The 23,288-nt window shown below is 74.1% G+C and carries 25 protein-coding genes and 1 pseudogene; 7 read left to right on the top strand and 19 right to left on the bottom strand.

The features are described from left to right. Positions 1 to 592: 592 nt before the first annotated feature. The 5 genes from frr to ACSNN7_RS23070 all read right to left on the bottom strand — a co-directional run bounded on the left by frr (position 593) and on the right by ACSNN7_RS23070 (position 5,517). Positions 593 to 1,150, bottom strand: a complete 558-nt coding sequence (gene frr, locus ACSNN7_RS23050) for a ribosome recycling factor (RefSeq protein WP_334450748.1) — start codon at positions 1,148 to 1,150, stop codon at positions 593 to 595. Positions 1,151 to 1,234: 84 nt separating this feature from the next. Continuing rightward, positions 1,235 to 2,002 carry a UMP kinase gene (gene pyrH, locus ACSNN7_RS23055; RefSeq protein ID WP_088963482.1) on the bottom strand — a complete coding sequence of 256 codons (768 nt, stop codon included), beginning with the start codon at positions 2,000 to 2,002 and terminating at the stop codon, positions 1,235 to 1,237. 163 nt (positions 2,003 to 2,165) lie between these two features. Next, the gene (gene tsf / locus ACSNN7_RS23060; protein WP_436683024.1) at positions 2,166 to 2,993 is read right to left on the bottom strand and encodes a translation elongation factor Ts; all 828 of its coding nucleotides are present in this window, start codon (positions 2,991 to 2,993) and stop codon (positions 2,166 to 2,168) included. Positions 2,994 to 3,128: 135 nt separating this feature from the next. After that, positions 3,129 to 3,989 carry a 30S ribosomal protein S2 gene (rpsB, locus tag ACSNN7_RS23065; RefSeq protein ID WP_436683025.1) on the bottom strand — a complete coding sequence of 287 codons (861 nt, stop codon included), beginning with the start codon at positions 3,987 to 3,989 and terminating at the stop codon, positions 3,129 to 3,131. 490 nt (positions 3,990 to 4,479) lie between these two features. After that, entirely contained in the window at positions 4,480 to 5,517 is a 1,038-nt protein-coding gene (locus ACSNN7_RS23070; protein ID WP_436683026.1) for a hypothetical protein, read from the bottom strand. Positions 5,518 to 5,772: 255 nt separating this feature from the next. Between ACSNN7_RS23070 and ACSNN7_RS23075 the strand changes: the two genes are divergently transcribed. The 3 genes from ACSNN7_RS23075 to ACSNN7_RS23085 are packed head-to-tail and all read left to right on the top strand — an operon-like array spanning position 5,773 to position 8,898. Then, on the top strand, positions 5,773 to 6,132 hold the full coding sequence (locus ACSNN7_RS23075) for a YraN family protein (protein ID WP_436683027.1): 360 nt from the start codon (positions 5,773 to 5,775) through the stop codon (positions 6,130 to 6,132). A 34-nt stretch (positions 6,133 to 6,166) separates the two neighbouring features. Further along, complete coding sequence (locus ACSNN7_RS23080) at positions 6,167 to 7,687, top strand: YifB family Mg chelatase-like AAA ATPase (RefSeq protein ID WP_436683028.1); 1,521 nt, start codon at positions 6,167 to 6,169, stop codon at positions 7,685 to 7,687. Beyond that, positions 7,684 to 8,898: a DNA-processing protein DprA gene (locus ACSNN7_RS23085; RefSeq protein WP_436683029.1), complete on the top strand. Its 1,215-nt coding sequence runs from the start codon at positions 7,684 to 7,686 to the stop codon at positions 8,896 to 8,898. Before ACSNN7_RS23080 ends, ACSNN7_RS23085 begins: the two co-directional genes overlap by 4 nt. Before the next feature lie 5 nt (positions 8,899 to 8,903). Here the strand turns inward: ACSNN7_RS23085 and ACSNN7_RS23090 are convergent, their stop codons facing one another. Then, on the bottom strand, positions 8,904 to 9,242 hold the full coding sequence (locus tag ACSNN7_RS23090) for a hypothetical protein (RefSeq protein WP_436683030.1): 339 nt from the start codon (positions 9,240 to 9,242) through the stop codon (positions 8,904 to 8,906). A 513-nt stretch (positions 9,243 to 9,755) separates the two neighbouring features. Here ACSNN7_RS23090 and ACSNN7_RS23095 point away from each other — a divergent pair. Together ACSNN7_RS23095 and ACSNN7_RS23100 are read left to right on the top strand one after the other, a co-directional pair. Then, positions 9,756 to 10,784 (top strand): tyrosine recombinase XerC, encoded by a 1,029-nt coding sequence (locus ACSNN7_RS23095; protein ID WP_436683031.1) that lies wholly within the window; start codon positions 9,756 to 9,758, stop codon positions 10,782 to 10,784. Positions 10,785 to 10,882: 98 nt separating this feature from the next. Next, positions 10,883 to 12,064: an aminotransferase class V-fold PLP-dependent enzyme gene (locus ACSNN7_RS23100; RefSeq protein WP_436683032.1), complete on the top strand. Its 1,182-nt coding sequence runs from the start codon at positions 10,883 to 10,885 to the stop codon at positions 12,062 to 12,064. Positions 12,065 to 12,136: 72 nt separating this feature from the next. Here the strand turns inward: ACSNN7_RS23100 and ACSNN7_RS23105 are convergent. Further along, a pseudogene (locus ACSNN7_RS23105) lies at positions 12,137 to 12,817 on the bottom strand (murein hydrolase activator EnvC family protein); the annotation flags it as partial. A gap of 285 nt (positions 12,818 to 13,102) precedes the next feature. On the opposite strand from ACSNN7_RS23105, the gene ACSNN7_RS23110 reads away from it, so the two are divergent. After that, complete coding sequence (locus ACSNN7_RS23110; protein WP_436683033.1) at positions 13,103 to 14,191, top strand: sulfite oxidase; 1,089 nt, start codon at positions 13,103 to 13,105, stop codon at positions 14,189 to 14,191. Between the two features lie 110 nt (positions 14,192 to 14,301). Here the strand turns inward: ACSNN7_RS23110 and ACSNN7_RS23115 are convergent, their stop codons facing one another. The 12 genes from ACSNN7_RS23115 to proS form a co-directional block, all read right to left on the bottom strand. After that, positions 14,302 to 14,625 carry a DUF2469 domain-containing protein gene (locus tag ACSNN7_RS23115; protein WP_007075222.1) on the bottom strand — a complete coding sequence of 108 codons (324 nt, stop codon included), beginning with the start codon at positions 14,623 to 14,625 and terminating at the stop codon, positions 14,302 to 14,304. Further along, positions 14,622 to 15,434: a ribonuclease HII gene (locus ACSNN7_RS23120; RefSeq protein WP_436683035.1), complete on the bottom strand. Its 813-nt coding sequence runs from the start codon at positions 15,432 to 15,434 to the stop codon at positions 14,622 to 14,624. The genes ACSNN7_RS23115 and ACSNN7_RS23120 overlap by 4 nt, the downstream gene beginning before the upstream one ends. Next, positions 15,428 to 15,898 carry an NUDIX hydrolase gene (locus tag ACSNN7_RS23125; protein WP_436683036.1) on the bottom strand — a complete coding sequence of 157 codons (471 nt, stop codon included), beginning with the start codon at positions 15,896 to 15,898 and terminating at the stop codon, positions 15,428 to 15,430. Before ACSNN7_RS23125 ends, ACSNN7_RS23120 begins: the two co-directional genes overlap by 7 nt. Positions 15,899 to 15,958: 60 nt before the next feature. Beyond that, positions 15,959 to 16,591 carry a signal peptidase I gene (lepB, locus tag ACSNN7_RS23130; RefSeq protein ID WP_436683037.1) on the bottom strand — a complete coding sequence of 211 codons (633 nt, stop codon included), beginning with the start codon at positions 16,589 to 16,591 and terminating at the stop codon, positions 15,959 to 15,961. After that, positions 16,588 to 17,472 (bottom strand): signal peptidase I, encoded by an 885-nt coding sequence (gene lepB, locus ACSNN7_RS23135; protein WP_436683038.1) that lies wholly within the window; start codon positions 17,470 to 17,472, stop codon positions 16,588 to 16,590. Before lepB (ACSNN7_RS23135) ends, lepB (ACSNN7_RS23130) begins: the two co-directional genes overlap by 4 nt. A 190-nt stretch (positions 17,473 to 17,662) precedes the next feature. Next, positions 17,663 to 18,019 carry a 50S ribosomal protein L19 gene (gene rplS, locus ACSNN7_RS23140; protein WP_421474953.1) on the bottom strand — a complete coding sequence of 119 codons (357 nt, stop codon included), beginning with the start codon at positions 18,017 to 18,019 and terminating at the stop codon, positions 17,663 to 17,665. Between the two features lie 143 nt (positions 18,020 to 18,162). Further along, positions 18,163 to 18,951 (bottom strand): tRNA (guanosine(37)-N1)-methyltransferase TrmD, encoded by a 789-nt coding sequence (gene trmD, locus ACSNN7_RS23145; protein ID WP_436683039.1) that lies wholly within the window; start codon positions 18,949 to 18,951, stop codon positions 18,163 to 18,165. Between the two features lie 16 nt (positions 18,952 to 18,967). Beyond that, positions 18,968 to 19,522 (bottom strand): ribosome maturation factor RimM, encoded by a 555-nt coding sequence (rimM, locus tag ACSNN7_RS23150; RefSeq protein ID WP_436683044.1) that lies wholly within the window; start codon positions 19,520 to 19,522, stop codon positions 18,968 to 18,970. Positions 19,523 to 19,524: 2 nt separating this feature from the next. Next, the gene (locus tag ACSNN7_RS23155; RefSeq protein WP_088970263.1) at positions 19,525 to 19,785 is read right to left on the bottom strand and encodes an RNA-binding protein; all 261 of its coding nucleotides are present in this window, start codon (positions 19,783 to 19,785) and stop codon (positions 19,525 to 19,527) included. After that, positions 19,760 to 20,236 carry a 30S ribosomal protein S16 gene (gene rpsP, locus ACSNN7_RS23160; protein WP_436683040.1) on the bottom strand — a complete coding sequence of 159 codons (477 nt, stop codon included), beginning with the start codon at positions 20,234 to 20,236 and terminating at the stop codon, positions 19,760 to 19,762. The genes ACSNN7_RS23155 and rpsP overlap by 26 nt, the downstream gene beginning before the upstream one ends. Before the next feature lie 238 nt (positions 20,237 to 20,474). After that, complete coding sequence (locus ACSNN7_RS23165) at positions 20,475 to 21,095, bottom strand: DUF402 domain-containing protein (protein WP_436683041.1); 621 nt, start codon at positions 21,093 to 21,095, stop codon at positions 20,475 to 20,477. Positions 21,096 to 21,144: 49 nt separating this feature from the next. After that, complete coding sequence (proS, locus tag ACSNN7_RS23170) at positions 21,145 to 22,551, bottom strand: proline--tRNA ligase (protein WP_436683042.1); 1,407 nt, start codon at positions 22,549 to 22,551, stop codon at positions 21,145 to 21,147. Positions 22,552 to 22,684: 133 nt separating this feature from the next. Here proS and ACSNN7_RS23175 point away from each other — a divergent pair, with 133 nt between their 5' ends. Next, on the top strand, positions 22,685 to 23,287 hold the full coding sequence (locus ACSNN7_RS23175) for a TetR family transcriptional regulator (RefSeq protein ID WP_436683043.1): 603 nt from the start codon (positions 22,685 to 22,687) through the stop codon (positions 23,285 to 23,287). The last annotated feature ends 1 nt before the right edge of the window (position 23,288 follow it).

A 23,288-nucleotide genomic window follows, 5' to 3' on the forward strand; every position in this document is an offset into this window, starting at 1 on the left:
ACAGGGCCTGCGGACCGGCGTACAGGTCGGCGCCGGACTGCCGGCTCCACGGGCCGGCGGGCTCGACGTCACGCTCGGGCCAGGGCAGCGCCGGCGGGCGTTCCGGCCGGTCCCAGCCGCGAGGCTCGGGGCCGCCGTAGGGGTCGGGGTGGGACATCACGCACCGAGCGGGAGCGGGACGAGTTCCACCACATGACGCAAGACCAAGGCCATCCCCTACACGCGTGACTGTTCCGTCCGATTGACCGGCCCGACGGCCGGCCGATTCCCGCCGTTCACCGCGCGGTGGCCGGGAATCGTGCCGAGCCTACTGCACCCGGGAGCCGGGGGCGGCGGACGAGGCCACCACCGGCCTCCCCCGCCCCTCCGGGCCGGTCCGCCGGCTGCCCGGCTCGTCGTCCCGCCGCGGCGACCGACCCGAACCGCGAGGGCGGAGGCCCGGGCACCCGCCACGACCGTCCCGGGCCGACCGGGGCTTTTGGACACTCGCCGCCCATGCCTTCGGGTGCCGGTGGTCGAGACGCCGCGAGGCCCGCTCCCGGGTCCCGGGACGGGCCTCGCGTGGTGCCGGACGGGTGTCCCGTCCGGACGACTACACCTCGAGCAGCTCGGTTTCCTTGTGCTTGACCAGCTCGTCGACGCTGGCGACGTACCGCTGGGTGAGGTCGTCGAGTTCCTTCTCGGCACGGCGGCCGTCGTCCTCGCCGACCTCGCCGTCCTTGACGAGGCGGTCCAGCTCCTCCTTGCCCTTCCGGCGGATGTTGCGGATGGCCACCTTGGCCTCCTCACCCTTGTGCCGGGCCACCTTGATCATCTCGCGGCGGCGCTCCTCGGTCATCTGCGGGAGCAGGATGCGCAGCTGGTTGCCCTCGTTGTTCGGGTTCACGCCGAGGTCGGAGTCGCGGATCGCCTTCTCCATGGCGTTGATCTGCGAATTGTCGTACGGCTTGATGATCACCATGCGCGGCTCGGGAACCCCGATGGAGGCCATCTGGGGCAGCGGGGTGGGGGTGCCGTAGTAGTCGATGACGACCTTGGAGAACATGGCGGCGTTCGCGCGGCCGGTGCGGATGGCGCCGAACTCTTCCTTGGCGTGCTCGATGGCACGCTCCATCTTCTCCTCGGCCTCGAGGAGGGTGTCGTCGATCACCGGTCTCCTCGCCTCCTTCTGTTACTCGTGGTGGGCTCTGCTGCTGTCTGTCGGAGGACCGCCGCAGCGGTCGGCCGGGGACGTTCAGGCGGTGATCAGGGTACCGATCTTGTCGCCGCCGACGGCGCGAATGATCGTGTCGTCGCCCTGTGCGCCGAAGACCAGCATCGGCAGGCCGTTCTCCATGCAGAGGCTGAACGCGGCGGCGTCGGCCACCCGCAGGTTGCGGCGCAGCACCTCGGAGAAGGTGATCGAGTCGAACTTGCTGGCGGAGGGGTCGATCCGGGGGTCGGCGGTGTAGACGCCGTCGACGCCGTTCTTGCTCATCAGCACCACGTCGGCGCGGATCTCCAGCGCGCGCTGGGCGGCGACGGTGTCGGTGGAGAAGTACGGCATGCCGGCACCCGCGCCGAAGATCACCACGCGGCCCTTCTCCAGGTGCCGGATGGCGCGCAGCGGGATGTACGGCTCGGCGACCTGGGCCATCGTGATCGCGCTCTGCACGCGGGTCTCGATGCCCTCCTTCTCCAGGAAGTCCTGGAGGGCGAGGCAGTTCATCACGGTGCCGAGCATGCCCATGTAGTCGGCCCGGGCCCGGTCCATGCCGCGCTTCTGCAGCTCGGCGCCGCGGAAGAAGTTGCCGCCGCCGACCACCACGGAGACCTGCACGCCGCGGCGGACCACGGTGGCGATCTGCCGCGCGATGGCCTGTACGACGTCCGGGTCGACGCCGATCGCCCCGCCGCCGAAGACCTCGCCGGAGAGCTTCAGCACCACCCGACGAGCCCGCCCGGGCGGCGGCGCCGTCGGGTCGTCCGCCCCCAGGCTCCGGTCACTCACAACCTGCGTCATCCGCCCCGCCCCTCCCCGCGCGCACGTCCTGCACGCCGCGTACCGCGCTACTGCCGCTGCTGACCCTATGTGACGAGGAGGCCGCGGTGCCTGTCACGTACACCGGCGGCCTCCTCGTCGACGTTCCCTGCCCACGGGCGCGTCACACGCCCGATCCGGCGGCTCAGGCCTGGCCGACCTCGAACCGCAGGAAGCGGGTCACCTCGATGCCGGCCTCGGCCAGCATCTGCTTCACGGTCTTCTTGTTGTCGGCGACCGACGCCTGCTCCATGAGGACGTAGTCCTTGAAGAAGGCGTTGACCCGACCCTCGACGATCTTCGGCAGCGCCGCCTCGGGCTTGTTCTCCTCGCGGGCGGTCTGCTCGGCGATGCGCCGCTCGGACTCGACGACCTCGGCCGGAACCTCGTCCCGGGTGAGGTACTTCGGCCGCATGGCGGCGATCTGCATGGCGGCGCCGCGCGCGTCGGCGTCACCGGCCTCGTCGGTCTTGCCGGCGTACTCCACCAGCACGCCGACGGCCGGCGGCAGGTCCTGGCTCTTGCGGTGCAGGTAGACCGCGACGTTGCCGTCGAGCTTGGCGAAGCGGTTGAGCACCAGCTTCTCGCCGATCTTGGCGGACTGCTCCTGGACCAGGTCGGCGACGGACTTGCCGTCCAGCTCCGAGGCGAGCAGCTCCTCGGCGTTGCTGACGCCGCTGCGCTCGCCGTGCTCGACCAGCTGCTGGGCCAGGGCGACGAACGCCTCGGTCTTGGCGACGAAGTCGGTCTCGCAGTTGAGCTCCAGCAGGGCCTTGCCGGAGTGGGCGATCAGGCCGTTGGCGGCGGTGCGCCCGGCCCGCTTGCCGACGTCCTTGGCGCCCTTGACGCGCAGGATCTCGACGGCCTTGTCGAAGTCGCCCTCGGCCTCGGTCAGCGCCTTCTTGCAGTCCATCATGCCGGCGCCGGTGAGGTCGCGGAGCTTCTTGACGTCCGCGGCGGTGAAGTTGGACATGACTCTCTCTTCGATGTCGGAACTGCGGGTGGGATGGTCTGGGTGCCGGTTACCCGGATCCGGGCCGAATGTGCCCGGCGTACCCGCCGCTCCCCACCGTCCGGAAGACCGGCCGGTGGGGAAGCGGCGGTGCGGTCACTCCGCGGCGACGGCGGCCGGCTGCTGGGCCGGCTGCTCAGCCTGCTGCGCCGGCTGCTCGTCGGCCTTCTTCGGCTCCTCGAGCAGCTCGCGCTCCCACTCGGCCAGCGGCTCGTCCGCGCCGACCTGGCCCGGCTCGGGCTTCTCGTCGGTGCCCCGACGACGGCCGGAGCGGGCGATCAGACCGTCGGCGACGGCGGCCGCGACGACCTTGGTCAGCAGCTCGGCCGAACGGATCGCGTCGTCGTTGCCCGGGATCGGGAAGTCGACCTCGTCCGGGTCGCAGTTGGTGTCGAGCACCGCGATCACCGGGATGCCCAGCTTGCGGGCCTCGTCGACGGCGATGTGCTCCTTCTTGGTGTCGACCACCCAGATCGCGGCCGGGAGCTTCTGCATGTCCCGCAGACCACCGAGGGTCTTGGTGAGCTTGGTCTTCTCGCGGAAGAGCTGCAGGGTCTCCTTCTTGGTGTAACCGGCGGCGGTGCCGCTCAGGTCACCCAGGGCCTCCAGCTCCTTCATCCGCTGCAGGCGCTTGTACACCGTCTGGAAGTTGGTCAGCATGCCACCGAGCCAGCGGTGGTTGACGTACGGCTGACCGACCCGGGTCGCCTGCTCGGCGATGGCCTCCTGGGCCTGCTTCTTGGTGCCGACGAAGAGGATGCTGCCACCCTCGGCGACGGTCCCGCGCACGAACTCGTAGGCCTTCTCGATGTAGTCGAGGGTCTGGCGCAGGTCGATGATGTAGATACCGTTGCGCTCGGTGAAGATGAAGCGCTTCATCTTCGGGTTCCAGCGCCGGGTCTGGTGCCCGAAGTGGACACCGCTCTCCAGCAGCTGACGCATGGTCACGACGGCCATGGTGGGTACTCCTATTTTCCCTGGTTGTCCCGTCCGGCCGGCGGCCGGACGCCTGGCGCCCGGTCGTCGGCCATGAAGGGCCCGACCAAGATCGGGACCAGGGAGGCCGGCGCCCCACGACGAACCGTGGAGAGGGCGCGCGAGGTCGACCGCGCGAGGCGGTCGCCAGTCGACCAGTGTACGCGCCCGTCCCGCCGCCGAACTGCCGGGTACGAGAACCGGTCCGTGACAGCCGGTGGCCGGCCCCGTACCACCGCTGTTCGATGCCCCCGGCCCGCGAATTCGGACACAAGCCGCATCCGGGTCTCGGCCCACCCGGGGTGGGGTGTACCGGCGCCGGACGGCGCCCGGCCGGGGGCCGACGGCCAGGGCGCCAGGATGCCGGGGGCCGACGGTCAGCGCGCCCGGATGAGCCGGAGCGCCCGGGTCGGCCGCCGGGTGCCGCCGGTCGCGCCGGCCGATCCGCCCGGCGGCCGGTGAGCGCGCCGGGTCAGCCGACGGCGAGTGCGGCGGCGAGAAAGAGCACCAGGCCGACGGTCAGGTAGGCGGTCGGCGGGCGCAGCCAGCCGCGCGCCCCGTCGGCCATCGCCAGGCCGCCGGTGCGCAGCCCGTACAGGCCGGCGGCGAAGATCGGCAGCCCGGTGACCAGGAAGGTGCCGACGACGACGTGGGACGCGGAGACGGGGTCGCCGGTCAGGCCGTGCAGCAGCACCCGCACCGCGGGAAGCTCGAAGATCAGCACCAGCGCGATCAGCAGCACCGCCAGCGCCGGGCGGCGGGTCCGGTAGACGCCGTCGGAGGGCACGCCACCCGGACGGTACGCCGCCTCGGGACCCAGCGGGCCGTCCAGGCGAGGCGCGATCGGGGTCATCGGACCGGTCGGCATCTCCAGCGGGTGGGCCGGTTCCGCGGGGCGGCTCGGCTCGACGATCGGGTACCCGCCCAGCGGAGCGGAGCGCACCGGATCCGGCCGGTCTCCCGCCTCCGGCCCGGCACCACCGACGCTCGGCCGGTCGGCGCCGCCCGACGCGCCGGCACCGGTGGTGGAGAGCCGGTCGGCGCCGCTGCCCGTCAACGGCCCCGCGCCGGTGGTGGAGAGCCGGTCGAGACCCGTCAGCGGCCCCGCACCCGTGGTGGAGAGCCGGTCGAGACCCGTCAACGGCCCCGCACCCGTGGTCGAGAGCCGGTCGGCGCTCTCCCGCGCCGCCCGCCGGCCGGGGCGGTCGCTCGGCAGCTCGCCGGAGACGTCCGGGTCATCCGCCCGGCGGGAGCGGGTCGGCCGATATCCCTCGGAGTCGCCGAGCGGGTCGGCACCGCCGTACCGCCCGGCCTGGCCGTACCGTCCCGAGCCGCCCGCGTCGGTGAACCGGGGATCGTCCGCGCCGCGCTGCTCCGGGACGGGGAACTCGTCGTCCCGGAGGCGGGACTCGCCCGCGCTCCGCCAGTCCGGCTCGCCGTAGCCGCGCTCCTGCCCGGCGGGGTACCAGCGTGACTCCTGATCTTCGGGATAGCTCCGTCGTGCGTCCACGTCCGGCACCGTATGCGACCGACCCCCTGGACGCCATTCCGTCCTCCCCCGGACGGCGCGCGGCAGGTCCCGCCACCCGGCCCCGGGCTCCCCGGCTCCGCCACCAGGCGCGACCCGTCGCGCAGCCCGCCGCGAACGCCGCTCCCCTAGCACGCGGCACCCATGATCGTCCGCTCGTCCACAGGCCGGCTCGTCGTCCACAGGCACGCCTCCGGGGGCCCCGCCGCGATCGGCGGCACGCCCACCCTGACGGGCATGACGAAGCGGAACCAGGCGGTCGGCGCGTACGGCGAGCGGTGCGCCGTCCGGCACCTGATCGGGGCCGGACTGCGCCCGGTCGCCCGCAACTGGCGCTGCCCCGACGGGGAGATCGACATCATCGCCTGGGACGGCCCGGTGCTCGCCTTCTGCGAGGTGAAGACCCGGCGCACCGAGGAGTACGGCACCCCGGCCGAGGCGGTGGTGCCGGCCAAGGCCCGCCGGTTGCGCGGGCTCGCCGCCCGGTGGCTGGCCGAGACCGGGGTCACCGCCGACGAGGTGCGCTTCGACGTCCTGGCGGTCCGGCTGCCCACCGCCGGCGCGGCCCGCGTCGAACACCTCAAGGGGGCGTTCTGATGGGTACGCCGTCCCGGCCGCCCGAGGTGGTCGCGTGAGCTACGCCAAGGTCTTCAGCGTGGGGCTGGTCGGGGTCACCGGCCACCTGGTCGAGGTGGAGGCCGACCTGGCCCCCGGATTGCCGGCGGTGGTCATCTCCGGGCTGCCCGACAGCGCCCTGCACGAGGCGCGCGACCGGGTGCGGGCCGCCATCGTCAACTCGGGCCAGCGCTGGCCCAACCGGCGCATCACGCTCAACCTGCTGCCCGCCACCATGCCCAAGTACGGCTCCGCCTTCGACCTGGCCATCGCGGCGGCGGTGCTGGGCGGGTCGGGAGAGCTGCCCCTGGTGCCGCTGGACGGCGTGGTGATCCTCGGCGAGCTGGGCCTGGACGGTACGGTCCGGCCGGTACGCGGGGTGCTGCCGATGGTGGCGGCGGCGGCACGCGCCGGGCGGGACCGGGTGATCGTGCCGGTGGAGAACGCCGCCGAGGCGGCGGTCATCCCCGGGGTCCGGGTCCGGGCGGTCGACACGCTGCACCGGCTGGTCTGCTTCGTCCGCGACGGCGACCCGTTGATCGAGCCGCCCGCCACGCCGCCGCCACCCGCCGTCGACGGCCCGGATCTGTCCGAGGTCGCCGGGCAGGCGCTGGGCCGGCGAGCGCTGGAGGTGGCCGCCGCCGGCGGGCACCACCTCGCGCTGCTGGGGCCGCCCGGCGCGGGCAAGACCATGCTCGCCGAGCGGCTCCCCTCGATCCTGCCGGAGCTGGACGACGCCGCCGCGCTGGAGGTCACCGCGCTGCACTCGATCGCCGGGTTGCTCCCGCCGGGCGGCCGGCTGCTGCGCCGTCCGCCGTTCCAGGCGCCGCACCACACGGCGACCGTGCCCTCCCTGGTCGGGGGCGGGTCCGGGCTGGCCCGCCCGGGAGCCGTCTCACTGGCCCATCGGGGCGTGCTCTTCCTCGACGAGGCGCCCGAGTTCAGCAAGGGCGCGCTGGAGGCGTTGCGGCAACCGCTGGAGCACGGCCGGATCCAGCTGGCCCGCAGCGGGGGCGGCACCGAATACCCGGCCCGCAGCCAACTGGTGCTGGCCGCCAACCCGTGCCCGTGCGCGAAGCCGGCCGGCGACGCGTACTGCGAGTGCAGTCCGCTGGCCCGGCGGCGCTACCTGGGCCGGCTCTCCGGGCCGTTGCTGGACCGGATCGACGTGCAGGTCAAGCTGCTGCCGGTACGGGCGGCGGAGCTGATGGAGGCGGCGACCGCCAGCGAGTCGTCGGCAACCGTGGCGGCCCGGGTCGCCACGGCGCGGCAGGCGGCGGCCGTCCGCTGGGCTCCGGTCGGCCGCCGGCTCAACGCCGAGATCCCCGGCCCCCACCTGCGGCAGCCGCCCTGGCGGCTGCCCGCCCGGGACACCGCCGAGCTGCGCGGCCGGCTGGACTCCGGCGCCGTCTCCGCCCGCGGATTCGACCGGATCATCCGCCTGGCCTGGACCATCGCCGACCTGGACGGCCGGACCCGGCCGCAGCGCGAGGACGTGCTGGAGGCCATCCAACTGAGGACGGGAGAGGGAGCATGAGCACCAGCGAGGAGCGCCTGCTGGCCCGGGTGGCGCTGACCTGGCTCGCCGAGCCGGGCACCTGGTCGGTGCACCGGCTGGTCCAGCAGCTCGGCCCGGTGGCGGCACTGGACCTGCTGCTCGACGGGGGCGCGCCGGAGGCGAGCCTGCGCACGGCCGTGGCGGCGCGCACGGCCGCAGGCGACGCCCGCGCCGTCGCCGCCGACGCGCTGGCCCGCACCGAGCGGGTCGGTGCCCGCATCCTCACCCCGGAGGACGAGGAGTGGCCCGGCCGCCTCGACGACCTGCACCGGCTGGTGCTCCCCGGCACGAGCCGGCGGGTCGACCTGGAGACCGCCCCGCCGCTCTGCTTCTGGGTACGCGGCGGCTGGCCGCTCGGCGAGGCGCTGGACCGCTCCGTCGCGGTGGTCGGCGCGCGGGCGGCCACCGGGTACGGCCTGCACGTCGCCACCGAGATCGGGTACGGACTGGCCGAACGGGACTGGACAGTGGTCTCCGGCGGGGCGTTCGGCATCGACGCCGCGGCGCACCGGGGCGCGTTGACCGCGGGCGGGCTGACGGTGGCGGTGCTCGCCTGCGGGGTGGACCGGCCCTACCCGATGGGCAACGCCGCGCTGTTCGACCGGATCGCCGAGACGGGGCTGCTGGTCAGCGAGTGGATGCCCGGTGCGGACCCACTGCGGCCGAGGTTCCTGATCCGCAACCGGGTGATCGCCGCCGCCACCCGGGGGACGGTGCTGGTGGAGGCGGCGGCCCGCAGCGGCGCGACGCAGACGGTGAACCGGGCGATCGCGATGGGCCGGCGGGCGATGGTGGTGCCGGGTCCGGTCACCTCGGCGATGTCGGTGGGGGCGCACGAGGTGCTGCGGGAGCAGCCGAGCGCCCGGCTGGTGACCGGGGTGCCGCACGTGCTGGAGGAGGTCGGCCGGATCGGCGCCGACCTGGCCCCGCCCGCCCGCGGGCCGGAACGCCCCGCCGACCTGCTCGACGACGAGGCGACCCTGGTGCTGGAGTCGCTGCCCCGGCGCGGGGTGCTCGGGCTCGACGCGCTCGCCGCGCGGGCCGGCGTCGACGTGCGTACGGCGATGCGGAAGCTCTCCCTGCTGGAGGAGCTGTCGATGGTGCTCCGCCGGGACGGCGGGTACGCCCTGGCCCGCCCCGCCGCGTCGACCCGCGCCCCCGCCGGCCCGGCCCGGGGCACCGCGCGGTGACCGGGTCAGTCCCCCTCGAAACGGATCTCCAGGTCGCGCTCGCGTACGCACCGGCGGACCAGCAGCGCGACCCGCTGCACCTGTGCGGTCTCGGCCGGGGTGCGGGCCACCTCGACCAGGCAGTCCAGTTCGGCCAGGAGCTGCGGGGCCCGTTCCGCCCCGACCACCAGCTCACCGAGCGGGTCGACCCGGTCCAGCGTCGGCGTGCGTCCGCCACCCCGACCCCGCTTCAACAGGTCGAGCAACAGATCGTCGGGGTCGGGCACCAGCTGCGCGGCGACCGGGGACGGCCGCCGGCCCGGGCCGCCCGGGACCAGGCGGTAGAGGACGACGTCCAGGCCCATGAGCGGTCCCCTCCTCCCGTCGGCGTCCCCGCCGAGGCAACCGGGTGACGGCGCACGCGCCGCCCTGCCTCCAGTCTCCCCGTCCACGCCAGCACCGGCCAGCACCGACGGCGCGCCGCCACGCCACATCAGTCCGGTCCGTCCGAACCGGTCCGCCCGGCGGTGAAAGATCTGTGCCACGCACGTCGGCGGTCCGCCCGAGCGGCTGCTGCGTCACCGCTGCCCGGGTCCTGCACGCTGGTTGGCCGGCGGTGACCACGTCGGCGGCGACGGCCTCATTCGTCCACGCTGGCCGGACAGCGACGAAGGCGTGCCGTCGCGCGACGGGGGTTCCACCCGTCCAGGCCGCGCCGCTCGGCGGTGACGGGGTGCCGACCGCCCGGCACGCGCCTACGCTGAGCCCGTGCCAGGCGATCGTCATGCGGTGCCAGATCTGGCCGCCCATCCGGAGACTCGGTCCGCCCCGGCGGCTCAGCCCGCGCCGGTCCGCCCCACCACGAGGCGGGCGGGGCGATGACGGGCGGCGCACGAACCACCCGGGCCACCCACGAGGCGCTGCCCCCGGCCATGCGGGAAGCGGTGGACGACTTCGCCGACCACCTGGCCCGGGTGCGCAACCGCTCCGCGCACACCGTCCGGGCGTACGTCGGCGACCTGGTGTCGCTGCTCGACCACGCGGTCCGGATGGGCTGCTCCGAGCCGTCCGAGCTGGACCTGACGGTGCTGCGCAGCTGGCTGGCCCGGCAGCGCACCGTCGGCGCCGCCCGCACGTCGCTGGCCCGGCGGGCGGCGGCGGCACGGACCTTCAGCGCCTGGGCGCACCGCACGGGCGTGCTTTCCACCGACGTGGCCGCTCCGCTGTCCAGCCCCCGGGCGCACCGCGACCTGCCCACCGTGCTCCGGGCCGACCAGGCCGCCGCACTGGTCGAGGCCGCCGGCCAGTCCCCGGCCCCCGTCCGGCCGGCCGATCCCACCGGGTCCACCGACGACACCCCGGGAGACGCGGTCCCCCCGACCGTGCCTCCCGGAGACCCCGATCCGGTGCGGCTGCGTGACCGGGTGCTGCTGGAACTGCTCTACGGCACCGGGGTTCGGGTCAGCGAGGCGTGCGGCTTGGACGTCGCCGACATCGACCACGGACGTCGGGTGGTCCGCGTCCTCGGCAAGGGCGGCCGCGAACGCTCCGTGCCGTACGGGGTGCCGGCGCAGCGGGCGATCGACGACTGGCTGCGCTCGGGGCGGCCGGCGGTGGCGGTGCCGGGCTCCGGGGACGCGCTGCTGCTCGGCACGCGGGGCGGGCGGCTGAACCCGACGACGGCGCGCCGGATCGTCGCCGGGTACGCCGAGTCGCTCGGACTGCCCCGGGTCAGCCCGCACGGGCTGCGGCACTCGGCGGCGACCCACCTGCTGGAGGGCGGCGCGGACCTGCGCGCCGTGCAGGAACTGCTGGGTCACTCCTCGCTCGGCAGCACCCAGATCTACACCCACGTCTCGGTGGAGCGGCTGCGGGCCGCGTACCGGCAGGCGCACCCGCGCGCGTGACCTCGACGCCACGCCCGGGCACGCCGCCGATGACGCGGGCCGTCGCCCGAGGTGAGCGAACCGACGACGGTTGATCCGTCGACGGATATGATCACGACGTGACCGTCGCCCGGCCGCCCGAGCCGATCCCCGGGGCCCGACTGCTCTTCTCGCTGGACCCGGCGGTCAGCTACCTCAACCACGGCGCGTTCGGCGCGGTGCCGGTCAGCGTGCAGCGGGCACAGCAGCGGCTGCGCGACGAGATGGAGTCCAACCCGCTGCGCTTCTTCACCCAGGGGCTGGCCGAGCGGATCGGCCACACCCGGCGGCACCTGGCCACCTTCCTGGGTGCCGATCCGGAGGGCACGGCGCTGGTCGGCAACGCCACCACCGGGGTCGCGGTGGTCCTGCACTCCCTCGGCCTGCGGGCCGGCGACGAGGTGCTCACCACCGACCACGGGTACGGCGCGGTGGGCTTCAGCATCGAGCGGGAGTGCCGCCGCACCGGGGCGGGGACCCGCGCGCTGCGGGTGCCGCTGAGCGCCACCGACGAGGAGGTCGTCGAGATCGTCCGCGCCGGTCTGCGGCCCGGCCGGACCCGGCTGCTCGTGATCGACCAGCTCACCTCCCCCACCGCCCGGCTCTTCCCGGTCGCGGCCGTGGTGCAGGTGGCGCGGGAGCGGGGCGTACCGGTGCTGGTGGACGCGGCGCACGTACCGGGCATGCTGCCGGTCGACGTCGGTGCGGTCGGCGCGGACTTCTGGGTGGGCAACCTGCACAAGTGGGCGTTCGCCCCGAGGGGCACCGCGGTGCTGGTGGTCGCTCCGCAGTGGCGGGAACGGATCGAGCCGCTGGTGGTCTCCTGGGAGCAGGGCGCCGGCTTCCCCGGCAACGTCGAGTGGCAGGCGACGCAGGACTACACGGGTTGGCTGAGCGCCCCGGCGGGCCTGTACGCGCTGCGCAGCCTAGGCCTGGACCGGGTGCGGGCGCACAACGCGGCGCTGGCCGCGTACGGGCAACGGGTGGTCGGGGACGCCCTCGGGGTGGCGCCGGCCGACCTGCCGGACCCGGGCGGACCGGCGGTCGCCATGCGGATCGTGCCGCTGCCGCCGGGCGTCGCCACCACCCTCGACACCGCCCGGGAGCTGCGGGACCGGATCGCCGAGCGGCTCGCCGCCGAGGTGGCGGTGATGGCCTGGGACGATCGGGGCTGGCTACGGCTCGGCGCGCAGGTCTACAACTCCGCCCAGGAGTACGAACGGCTGGCGGTCCGGCTGCCGCCGCTGCTCGCCCGGCCCTGACCCCGGTCCTCGGCGGCCACATCGGCAGGCGGCCGGTGCCGTCCGCCCGTCGATCGGGTCGGCCTGGTCGCGCACCGGCAGCAGCCGCACCCGCCCGAGCCCGAGCAGGGCGAGCGGGTCGAGATAGTCGGTCCCCCGCCGCAGTCCCCAGTGCAGGCAGGCCGGGTCGGGGCAGCCGGGGTGCCCGGCCAGCAGGACGCCGAGCGGCCCGCCGGGCCGGACCTGATCGCCGGGGCGTACCTCGGGCCGGACCGGCTCGTAGGTGGTCCGCAGGCCCGCCGAGTGCCCCACGGTGACCACCGGCCGGCCGGCGACCATCCCCGCGAAGAGCACCGTCCCGGCCCCGGCCGCGCGGACGGTGGCTCCCGGGGCGGCGGCGAGGTCGACCCCCCGGTGCCCGGGCAACCACGGTTGTGGCGGCGGGTCGAAGCGCCGCACCGGGCGTGGCGTGCCGTCCAGCGGCCACCGGAAGGCCCTGCCGCCGACCGGCCCAGCGCGACGGGCCGAAGCGTCGCCCGCCGGCCACCGGCGCCCGAACGCCTCCCCGGACACCGGGCGGACCCCGGCGCCCTGGTCCTCCGCACCCGTCACCGGCCCGCCGGCCACAACGCCAGGCACGTCGAGCCGAAGCCGCTCCACCGGCCCCGCTCCCGCACCCGCGACGGCACCCGCACCCGGGACGGCGCCTCCGGGCGGCCCGAGAACCAGCAGAACCGCCCACCACGCCGTCACCGCCCGCAGCGCTCTCCACATACCTCGCAGCATGCCCGGACCAGCCGTCCACCGACCCGCACAACCCGTCCGCTGTGGACAACCACCCGCCCTGTGGACAACCCCCCGAACCCCACCTCAACGTGCTACGCGCCTCCGCCCAGCCCCGGCCGCACTTTCCGAGAAAAGCGGGCCTGTTCCGCGGGGAATGGGCGCGCTTTCTCGGCAAGTGCGGGCACGAGGAGGGAGGGAGCGGGGGGGCGGGGAGGCGACTAGGGTGGGGGCAGGGTCGAGGTCGGGGAGGGCGTCGTGGTCGGGGTGGACGATGTGAGCCGGCCCTCCCGGGTGGCCGGGCCGGACGAGGCGATCAGCGCCGAGGAGCTGCAGCTGGCCGCCCGCAACCACGGCATCCCGCTGGAGGCGTTGCGCTACGACGTCACCCCGGCGGGCCTGCACTACCTGCTGATCCACTACGACATCCCGGACGTCGACCCGGCCACCCACGCGCTGACCGTCGACGGTGCGGTCCGCCTGCCGCTGATCCTCGGGCTGGACGAGCTGCGCTCGCGCCCCCGGGTGACCCGCCGGGTGACGCTGGAGTGCGCCGGCAACGGCCGCGCGCTGCTGCACCCACGCCCGGTGAGTCAGCCCTGGCTGGTGGAGGCCGTCGGCAACGCCGAGTGGACCGGCACCCCGCTGGCGCCGCTGCTGCGCGAGGCGGGCATCGCCCCCGAGGCGGTGGACGTCGTCTTCACCGGGGCCGACCACGGCGTCGAGCGCGGTGTCGAGCAGGACTACCAGCGTGCCCTGCCGGTCGCCGACGCGCTCCGCGAGGAGGTGCTGCTGGCGTACGAGATGAACGGCGCTCCCCTGCTGCCGCAGCACGGCGCGCCGCTGCGGCTGATCGTGCCCGGCTGGTACGGCATGGCACACGTGAAGTGGCTGCGGAGCATCACCGTGCTGACCGAGCAGTTCGACGGCTACCAGAACGCGGTGGCCTACCGGCTGCGCCGGGACGCGGACGACCCGGGCGAGCCGGTGACCCGGATCGAGCCGCGCGCCCTGGTCCGTCCGCCGGGTTTCCCGGATTTCATGACCCGCACCCGGGTGCTGCGCCCCGGACCGTGCACGGTGGACGGTCGGGCCTGGTCCGGGCACGCGCCGGTCACGTCGGTGGAGGTGACCACCGACGGCGGCGCGACCTGGGCACCGGCCATGATGGACCCACCGCGCGGCGGGGACTGGTCCTGGCGGCGCTGGCGGTACGAGTGGTCGCCCCGGCCGGGCCGGTACACCCTGGGCGCCCGGGCCACCGACGCGTCGGGGCGGACCCAGCCGCTGGAGCAGCCGTGGAACCGGGGCGGGTTCGCCAACAACCTGGTGCAGCGGGTCGAGGTCGTGGTCCTCGCCGACTGACGCCGCGACCGGCACGGCGGCGATCCGCACGCCACGTCGGAGGCGCTGGAGGAAGGGGGTCACGGGGCCGGCGGGTGGGGGACGCCGGGATCAGCGGGGAAGGCGGGGAATCAGCCGCCGAAGCCGGAGTCGGCGGGGAGGGAGATGTCGGGCTTCTCCAGCTCCTCGACGTTGACGTCCTTGAAGGTCATCACCCGGACGTTCTTCACGAACCGGGCAGGGCGGTACATGTCCCACACCCAGGCGTCGTGCATCTCGACCTCGAAGTAGACCTCGCCGTCGGAGTTGCGGACGTGCAGGTCGACCTGGTTGGCGAGGTAGAAGCGGCGTTCCGTCTCCACCACGTAGGAGAACTGGCGGACAATGTCGCGGTACTCCCGGTAGAGCTGCAGCTCCATCTCGGTCTCGTACTTCTCGAGATCTTCCGCGCTCATCGCACTCCGCCTTCCATGACCACATCTTCCCCCACCGGCGCCGGAGGCCGAGGCTGCTCGCCCAACGCCACGCCGACGGTACCCCCTGACGCGTCGAAGCGCTCCATCGGCTCGGACGCGGGCCCGCCGGCGGGCCGCCGGGACCGGGGCGGGCGACCGGCCCGGCCGGACACGGTGGCCACGTTGACGTACGAGAACCGGTGCTCCACGCAGGGGCCGTGCTCGCGCAGCGCCTCGCTGTGCTCGGCCGTGATGTACCCCTTGTGCTCGGCGAAGCCGTAGGCCGGGTACTGGCCGTCCAGCTCCACCATGATCCGGTCCCGGGTGACCTTGGCCAGCACGCTCGCCGCCGCCACGCAGGCGGCCACCCGGTCGCCCTTCCAGACCGCCAGCCCCGGCACGTCCAGCCCGTCCACGCCGAAGCCGTCGGTCAGCACGTACTCCGGGCGGGTGGTGAGCGACGCCAGCGCCCGGCGCATCGCGGCCAGGTTGCACACGTGCAGGCCCCGGGCGTCGACCTCCTCGGCCGGGATGACCACCACCGCGTACGCCAGGGCCCGGGCGACGACCTCCTCGTACACCCGCTCCCGGCTGGCCGGGGTGAGCAGCTTGGAGTCGGCCAGCCCCTCGATCTCCCCGCGCCGCCCCTCGGGCAGCACGGCGGCGGCGGCGACCAGCGGCCCGGCGCAGGCGCCCCGGCCGGCCTCGTCGGCGCCCGCCACGTGCCGGAAGCCCCGCCGTTGCAGGGCCCGTTCCAGCGCGTAGAGCCCGCCCTCGCGGCGCACCACCGTGCGCGGGGGCGTCAGCACGGCGCACTCCCCTCGGTCAGGGCCCGGGTCAGCACGGCGGGCAGGTCCTCCGGGTAGTACCGGTGGCCACTGGCCGCCAACTCGTCGACCGACCACCAGCGGTGCCCGGAGACGCTGCCCCGCTCCACGTCGGTGAAGCCCGTGGTGTCCACCTCCCAGGCCGGCACCCGGACCAGGAAGAACTCCTGCTCCTGCCGGTACCAGACGCCGTCGAACGGAAACTCGACCGTCTCGGCCCAGACCGGCGCGCCCAGCGCGGCCGGGTCCAGCCGCAGCCCGGTCTCCTCGGCCAGCTCGCGGGCGGCGGCCTGGGCCGCCGTCTCCCCCGGGTCGAGCCCACCGCCGGGGGTGAACCAGTACCGGTGGTCGGGGCGGGACGGGTCCCAGCCGCTGAAGAGCAGCACCCGGCCGCCCGCGTCGACGAGCAGCACCCGGGCCGCGCGGCGAGGGGTGTAGACGGTCACCGCCCCAGCCTGCCAGACGCCACCGACCATCGGCCACGCCCGGGGCGGGCCGGGTGGCCGCTACGGGTTGGGGATGGCGTCGAACTGCTCCGGGACGGTGAGCCAGGTGGCCCGGTCCACCGGCCAGAAGACGGTGAACGCCCGCCCGACGACCTGGTCCTCGGGAATCGTGGCGCTGTCGATGTTCCGACCGGACTGCTGCCAGTGCTCCAGCGAGTCACCGGAGGCGGAGCGGTGGTCGCCCATCACCCAGAGCCGCCCCGGCGGGACGGTGATGTCGAACTCCTGGTCGGCCGGCTTGTCCCGTTCCCCGTTGGCGGAGAAGAGGTACGGCTCCTCGAGCGGCTTGCCGTTGATCACCAGCCGGTCGGCGTCGCAGCAGACCACGTGGTCACCACCGACGCCGATCACCCGCTTGATGAAGTCCTCGCCGTCCGGGTTGCCGCTCCACTCGGTCGGCGCCTTGAACACGACCACCTCGCCGCGGTGCGGCGAGCGGAAGTCGTAGACCAGCTTGTTGACCAGCACCCGATCGTCGATCTGAAGGGTGTTCTCCATGGACGGGGACGGGATGAAGAAGGTCTGCAGCACGAAGTACCGGACCAGGACCGCCACCAGGATCGCCACGCCCAGGAGAATCGGCAGTTCCTTCCAGAAGGAACTGCGGGGCTGCTCGGTCTGCTCGTCAATCACGGGTGGAGCCTACGTCCCCGAGCGCGGCCTGATCGTCCGGAACGCGCGAGAACGGACATCATGGTCGCCATCGGGAGGACGAGCGCGACGCCGCCCACCGGGGCCGGTTCGACCGGCGCGGCCGGGGCGGCCGGGGCGGCGGCCGGCCGGGAGAGCCGGTCGAAGGTCGCCGGCACCGGCAACGACGTCCACCGCTGGGACGGCCAGACGACCATGAACGCCCGGCCGACCACGTTGTCGATCGGCACCGTGCCCTGGCAGCGGGCGTCCTGGGAGACCAGCCGGTGGTCACCCATCACGAAGATCTGCCCGGGTGGGACGACGACCTCCTCGAAGCGCCGGGAGCGGCACTCGCGGGGGTTGGGCGGCACGTCCAGCGGCGAGTTGCGGATCACGTACGGCTCGTCGAGCGCGATGCCGTTGACCAGCACGCGCCCCTGGTCGTCGCAGCACTTCACCCGGTCGCCGGGCACGCCGATGACCCGCTTGATGAAGTCCTTCTCGCCGGGACGGCTGACGCCGACGAGGTCGCCGAGGGTACGCCCGACCTTGCCGGCGAAGCCGGGCTCGGGCCCCTGGACCTCCTGCGCGACCCACCGGTCCGTGCCGCGGAAGACCACCACCTCGCCGCGCACCGGGTCGCGGACGTCGTAGACGACCTTGTTGACCAGCACCCGGTCGCCGATGAGGAGGGTGTCCTCCATCGAGCCGGAGGGGATGAAGAAGGCCTGGAGCAGGAAGGTGCGGATCAGCACGGCGAGGCAGAAGGCGACGATCAGCAGCAGCGGGAGTTCCTGCCAGAGCGGCATCTGCCGGCGGGCGCGCCGGGTTCGCCGGCGCCACGGATCGACTGCGCCCTCTGAGTCAAGCACCTGCACCACGCCACTCCCCGGTCCGCGGAAACGACACTACCGCCCGGGGGCCTCGTCGAGACCCCACGGGCGGTAGTGGACATTCGCACGCCGTGACCAGTGCCGCGGCGGCGCCGCCCCGGTGCGCCCGTACGACCAGGGTAATGCGATCTGGTCGATACGACATCCGCGCAGCTCAGGCGGCGTGGCGAGCGGGAAGTCAGCTGGGCTGCTTCTCCCGCTTCTCCTTGATCTTGGCCTTCTTGCCGCGCAGCTCACGCAGGTAGTAGAGCTTGGCGCGACGCACGTCACCGCGGGTCACGACCTCGATCCGGTCGATGCCCGGGCCGTTGAGCGGGTAGGTCCGCTCCACGCCGACACCGAAGCTGACCTTGCGGACCGAGAAGGTCTCGCGCAGACCGTCACCCTGGCGGCGGATGACGACGCCCTGGAAGATCTGGACACGGGACCGGTTGCCCTCGACGACCCGCGCGTGCACCTTGACGGTGTCACCGGCACGGAAGTCGGGGATGTCGGTCCGCTTCGACTGGGCGTCAAGGGCGTCCAGGATGTTCATCGCTGCGTCCTCGTGAGGCTCACGGCGCACCGTCACTCGGTGCGCGGATGGGTGATTCTGATTCCCGGGTGGTGATCGGCGGGCCGATCCCGGTCGGGGATCCTCGCAACCGCCCGCGGGCGCGGGTGGATGCGGCAACCCCCCTACTTTGCCACATCCCCCGGCGGCAGCTGAAATCCGGCCCGGTCCAACGCGGCGACGTCCCGTTTGTCCAGGCTGTCCGGGGGCAGCGCGGCCATCATGTCGGGCCGTCGGGCGGCGGTACGGGCCAGCGCCTCGTCGCGCCGCCAGCGGGCGATCCGCCCGTGGTCGCCGGAGCGGAGCACCTCCGGCACCTCGTGCCCGCGCCACGTCGCCGGCTTGGTGTACATCGGGGCCTCCAGCAGCCCGTGCGCGTGCGACTCCTCGTCGAGCGAGCCGGCGTTGCCGAGCACCCCGGGCAGCAGCCGGGTGACCGCCTCCAGGATCACCAGCACCGCCACCTCGCCGCCGAAGAGCACGTAGTCGCCGAGGGAGACCTCGGTGACCCGCAGCCGGGTCGCGGCGTGGTCCAGCACCCGCTGGTCGATGCCCTCGTACCGGCCGCAGGCGAAGAGCAGGTGCGACTCGGCGGCCAGCTCGTGGGCCATGGCCTGGGTGAAGGGGACGCCGGCCGGCGACGGCACCAGCAGCCGGGGCAGGGTGTGCCCGTCGGGGCTGAGCTCGTCGGGGGCGAGGGCGTCGAGCGCCTCGCCCCACGGCTCCGGACGCATGACCATGCCCGGGCCGCCGCCGTAGGGCGTGTCGTCGACCGTGCGGTGCACGTCGTGGGTCCAGCTCCGCAGATCGTGTACGGCCAGCCGCAGCGTCCCGTTCTCCCGGGCGCGGCCGATCAGCGACAGGTCCAGCGGGGCGAAGTACTCCGGGAAGATCGACACGATGTCGACGCGCATGGGGGTGACTTCCGGTCTAGAGGTCGAGCAGACCGGCCGGCGGGTCGACCACGACGCGACCGCCGGCGAGGTCGACCTCGGGGACGATCGCCTTGACGAAGGGGATCAGCGCGGTACGCCCCTCGGGGCGGCGCAGGACGAGCAGGTCCGAGGCGGGGGCGTGGTCGATCCGGGCCACCTCGCCCAGCCGCTCGCCGCTCGGGGTGACCACGGCGAGGCCGACGAGCTGGTGGTCGTGGAACTCCTCCGGGTCCTCCGGCGGGACGACGTCGGCGCTGTCCACGCCGAGCAGGGTGCCGCGCAGCGCCTCGGCGACCTCGCGGTCGAGAATGCCCTCGAAGGCGACCAGCATCCGGCCCTGGTGCCAGCGGGCCGACTCGATGGTCAGCTCCGCGGGGACCCGGAACGGCACGCCCGGGCCGGGCGCGGGGTTGGCGGGCGGGGTCGCCCCTGGTTCGGTGCGCAGCACCGAACCAGGGGCGAAACGCGCTTCGGGCTCGTCGGTCCGCACCTCCACGGTGACCTCACCGCGGACGCCGTGCGGTTTGCCGATCCTGCCGACGATGAGCAGCATCAGTACGAATCGACGATGTCGACGCGTACCCCGCGTCCACCGATGGAGCCGATCACCTGGCGCAGTGCCTTGGCGGTCCGGCCGGACCGCCCGATCACCGTGCCGAGGTCCTCGGGGTGCACGCGGACTTCCAGCCGCTTGCCCCGACGGGAGTCGACCATCCGGACGCGCACGTCGTCCGGGTGGTCCACGATGCCCTTGACCAGGTGCTCCAGCGCGGGACGCAGTGCCACGTCAGGCCTGCTCACCGGCGTCGGCAGCAGCGGCCGGGGCCTCGGCCGGAGCCTCGGTCTTCGGCGCCTCGGTCGCGGCCGGAGCCTCGGCCTTGGCGGCCTTCTTGGCCGGCTTGGCCGGGGTCTCCGGGGCCAGGCCGGCGGCGGCCTTCGCCTCGGCCTCGTACGCCGCCTTGCGGTCGGCGCGGTCGGCGGCGACCTTCAGCGGCGGCGGGGCCGGCAGGCCCTTGAACTTCTGCCAGTCACCGGTCAGCTCCAGCAGACGCTGCACCGCCTCGCTCGGCTGCGCGCCGACGGAGAGCCAGTACTGGACCCGGTCCGACTTGACCTCGATCACCGAAGGGTCTTCCTTCGGCTGGTACACACCGACGAACTCGATCGCGCGACCGTCACGCTTGGTACGCGAGTCGGCGATGACGATGCGGTACTGCGGGTTGCGGATCTTGCCCATCCGCAGGAGCCGGATCTTTACGGCCACAGTTGTTTCGCTCCTGTTGCGATCTCACCGACCCGGTACGGGCGGTGCACGGGTGAGCGCCACCCGGCACAGTGGGGTTGGGCCGGAGACTGCTCGGTGGACTGGCGACACGCCCGGGTTAGAGGGCGCCGGACGCGCGCCGGATACCAGCGACCCATTCTGCCAGATCCGACGCCGATCTCTCACACCGGACCCGGACACCTCGCCCGGAGAGGCGCGGTGGTGACGCCGGACACGGTCAGCGGACCGGTGGCCGGTCCCAGCCGGGCGGCAGTTCGTCCGGTACGTCCCAGTCCGGCGGGGGCGCGAAGTCGCACCAGGTGCCGTCGAACGGGAACTGGCCCGCCTCGGCCAGGGCGATCACCCGCTCCCCCTCGGCCCGCACCGCCGCCTCGTCGGCCACCCAGTAGTCGTCGGCGAAGGCGAGCCGCTCGGCGAACTCGTCCTCGTCCTTCCACTGCCAGCGGTGGTCCGGGTAGACCACCACGTCCAGGTCCTGGTCGACCACGTCCACCCCGGCGACCACGCCGTCGTCCCAGCGGACGCCCGGCTCCTCCAGGTTGACGTACCAGTTGGCGAACCGGCCGTGCGCGTCGCGGAACCACCAGACCGAGTGGGCCGCCCCGGCGGGTAGGAACTTCAGCAGCGGCGGGCCGTTCCACCGGCCGTGCGCCAGCCGGTACGAGGAGGAGATCCACTCGGCGAAGGGCATCGCCCGCATCCCCAGGCCGGCCTCGGTGACCTCGTGCGCCACCGGGGAGTCCCGGGCGATCCAGACCAGCAGCCCGCGCTCGTCGTCGCTGACCACCCGGCCCGGCCGGACCCAGCCGATCCGGCCGCGCCGCACGTTCCGATGCATGATCAGCCGGCCCGGCGCGAACCGGTCCGCAGGATCGCCCGGGTGCACCTCAGTAGGCGCGGGCCAGGATGGCGACCAGGTCCGACTCGTCCTCCGAGTCCGGCACCGAGCCGTCGGCGCGCAGCAGGCAGCGCACGGTGACGCCCTGACCGTTCGCCTCGGCCTCACCGGCCACGCCGACCGCCGACCACGGCACCTTCGCCCAGCCGGTGGCCGCCGCCTCGATCGCCTCGGCCAGCGTCGACACCTCGACCGTGCGGGACTCGCGGTGCGCCAGGGCCTGGTCGTGCAGCGTGCGCTGGTCCGCCTCCAGGGCGGCCAGCACCGCGCCGACCACGTCCGCCACCGGGGTGGGGGCCTTCGAGCCGTCCGTACGCCGGACCACCACCGCGTTGCCGGCGGCCAGGTCACGGGGGCCGACCTCGACGCGTACCGGATAGCCGCGCAGTTCGGCGTCGACGGCCCGGCGGCCGAACGCGGTGTCGGTGCGGTCGTCGAGCGCGACCCGGACGCCGGCGTCGCGCAGCGCGTCGCGGAGCTTGGCCGCCGCCTCCGCGACACCCTCGCCGTCCTTGACGATCATCACGTACGCCTGGACCGGGGCCAGCTTCGGCGGCACCCGCAGACCGTTGTCGTCGCCGTGCGCCATGATCAGGCCGCCCAGCATCCGGGTGGACGTGCCCCAGGAGGTCGTCCAGGCGTGCTCCCGGCCACCCTCGGCGGAGGAGTAGCTGATGTCGAACGCCTTGGCGAAGTTCTGCCCGAGCTCGTGGCTGGTGCCCAGCTGCAGCGCCTTGCCGTCACCCATCATGCCTTCGCAGGTGTACGTGGCGGTCGCGCCGGCGAAGCGCTCCCGGGCGGTCTTCAGGCCGACCACCACCGGGATGCCCAGCACGTTGACCATCAGGTCCTCGTACGCCTCGTGCAGGATCCGCCGCGCGTAGGCGCGGGCGTCCTCGCGGGTGGCGTGCGCGGTGTGCCCCTCCTGCCAGAGGAACTCGCTGGTCCGCAGGAAGATCCGGGGGCGCAGCTCCCAGCGGACCACGTTCGCCCACTGGTTGAGCAGCAGCGGCAGGTCCCGGTACGAGTCGATCCACTTGGCCATGAACTCGCCGATCACCGTCTCGCTGGTGGGGCGCACCACCACCGGCTCGGCGAGCTGCTTGCCACCACCGTGGGTGACCACGGCGAGCTCCGGCGAGAAGCCCTCGACGTGCTCGGCCTCGCGCTTGAGGTAGCTCTCCGGGATGAAGAGCGGGAAGTACGCGTTCTCCGCGCCGGCCGCCTTGATCCGGGCGTCCATCTCGGCCTGCATCCGCTCCCAGATGGCGTAGCCGGCCGGACGGATGACCATGGTGCCGCGGACCGGGCCGTTGTCGGCCAGCTTCGCCTTGGCGATCAGGTCCTGGTACCAGCGGGGGAAGTCCTCCGCACGGGGAGTGAGCACGCGTGCCATGACCGCACATCCTAGGCGGCGTCCGCGTCGCCGCTGCGCCCGGGAGGCGGCGCGCCGCGTCCGGGGCGGGTCGCTGCGGGCGGCGGGCCGGGGCAGGCGTCGGGCCGGCCGGGCGACCTAGACTTCGACCACCATGGGTGAGCAGAGGGATTCCGCCCGGCAGCGGCTGCGCGACACCATCGTCGACGCCGCCCGCGCGCAGACCGTCGCGTCCGGCTGGGACGGGGTACGGATGGGCGGAGTGGCCGTCGCGGCCGGGGTGAGCCGGCAGACCGTCTACAACGAGTTCGGCAGCAAGGCGGGGCTGGCCGAGGCGCTCGCCCGACGCGAGGTGGACCGGTTCGTCGCCGACGTGCGGGCGGCCCTGCGGGAGCACGGGGCGGACGTGCGCGCCGGCGCGTACGCCGCGATCTGGCACACGTTGACCGAGGCGGCCGGCAACCCGCTGATCAAGGCGATCCTGACCAGCGCCCGGGGCGGCTCGGACGCCCTGCTGCCGTACCTGACCACCCGCGCCGAACTGGTGCTCACCGAGGCCTCCGGCGCCCTGCTGGAGTGGGCGGGCGAACACCTGCCGGCCGCCGACCCGGCGACGCTGGCCTTCGCCGCCGACACCGTGGTCCGCCTGGTGGTCAGCCACATCGTCCTGCCCCGCGCCCCCATCGACCAGACCGCGTCCTCCCTCGCCGACCTCGCCCTGCACCTCTTCCTCACCGCCGCCACCCCAACCCCCTGAC

It is taken from the genome of Micromonospora sp. URMC 105 (assembly GCF_051386295.1).
Classification (GTDB): domain Bacteria; phylum Actinomycetota; class Actinomycetes; order Mycobacteriales; family Micromonosporaceae; genus Micromonospora.

Coding starts and splice junctions, on each gene's coding strand:
- ACSNN7_RS23075 (WP_436683027.1), top strand. CDS start 5,773: ATGACGAAGCGGAACCAGGCGGTCGGCGCGTACGGCGAGCGGTGCGCC.
- trmD (WP_436683039.1), bottom strand. CDS start 18,951: ATGCGCGTCGACATCGTGTCGATCTTCCCGGAGTACTTCGCCCCGCTG.
- rplS (WP_421474953.1), bottom strand. CDS start 18,019: ATGAACATCCTGGACGCCCTTGACGCCCAGTCGAAGCGGACCGACATC.
- ACSNN7_RS23165 (WP_436683041.1), bottom strand. CDS start 21,095: ATGCATCGGAACGTGCGGCGCGGCCGGATCGGCTGGGTCCGGCCGGGC.
- proS (WP_436683042.1), bottom strand. CDS start 22,551: ATGGCACGCGTGCTCACTCCCCGTGCGGAGGACTTCCCCCGCTGGTAC.
- ACSNN7_RS23095 (WP_436683031.1), top strand. CDS start 9,756: ATGACGGGCGGCGCACGAACCACCCGGGCCACCCACGAGGCGCTGCCC.
- ACSNN7_RS23175 (WP_436683043.1), top strand. CDS start 22,685: ATGGGTGAGCAGAGGGATTCCGCCCGGCAGCGGCTGCGCGACACCATC.
- ACSNN7_RS23115 (WP_007075222.1), bottom strand. CDS start 14,625: ATGAGCGCGGAAGATCTCGAGAAGTACGAGACCGAGATGGAGCTGCAG.
- ACSNN7_RS23085 (WP_436683029.1), top strand. CDS start 7,684: ATGAGCACCAGCGAGGAGCGCCTGCTGGCCCGGGTGGCGCTGACCTGG.
- tsf (WP_436683024.1), bottom strand. CDS start 2,993: ATGTCCAACTTCACCGCCGCGGACGTCAAGAAGCTCCGCGACCTCACC.
- rpsB (WP_436683025.1), bottom strand. CDS start 3,989: ATGGCCGTCGTGACCATGCGTCAGCTGCTGGAGAGCGGTGTCCACTTC.
- pyrH (WP_088963482.1), bottom strand. CDS start 2,002: ATGACGCAGGTTGTGAGTGACCGGAGCCTGGGGGCGGACGACCCGACG.
- ACSNN7_RS23090 (WP_436683030.1), bottom strand. CDS start 9,242: ATGGGCCTGGACGTCGTCCTCTACCGCCTGGTCCCGGGCGGCCCGGGC.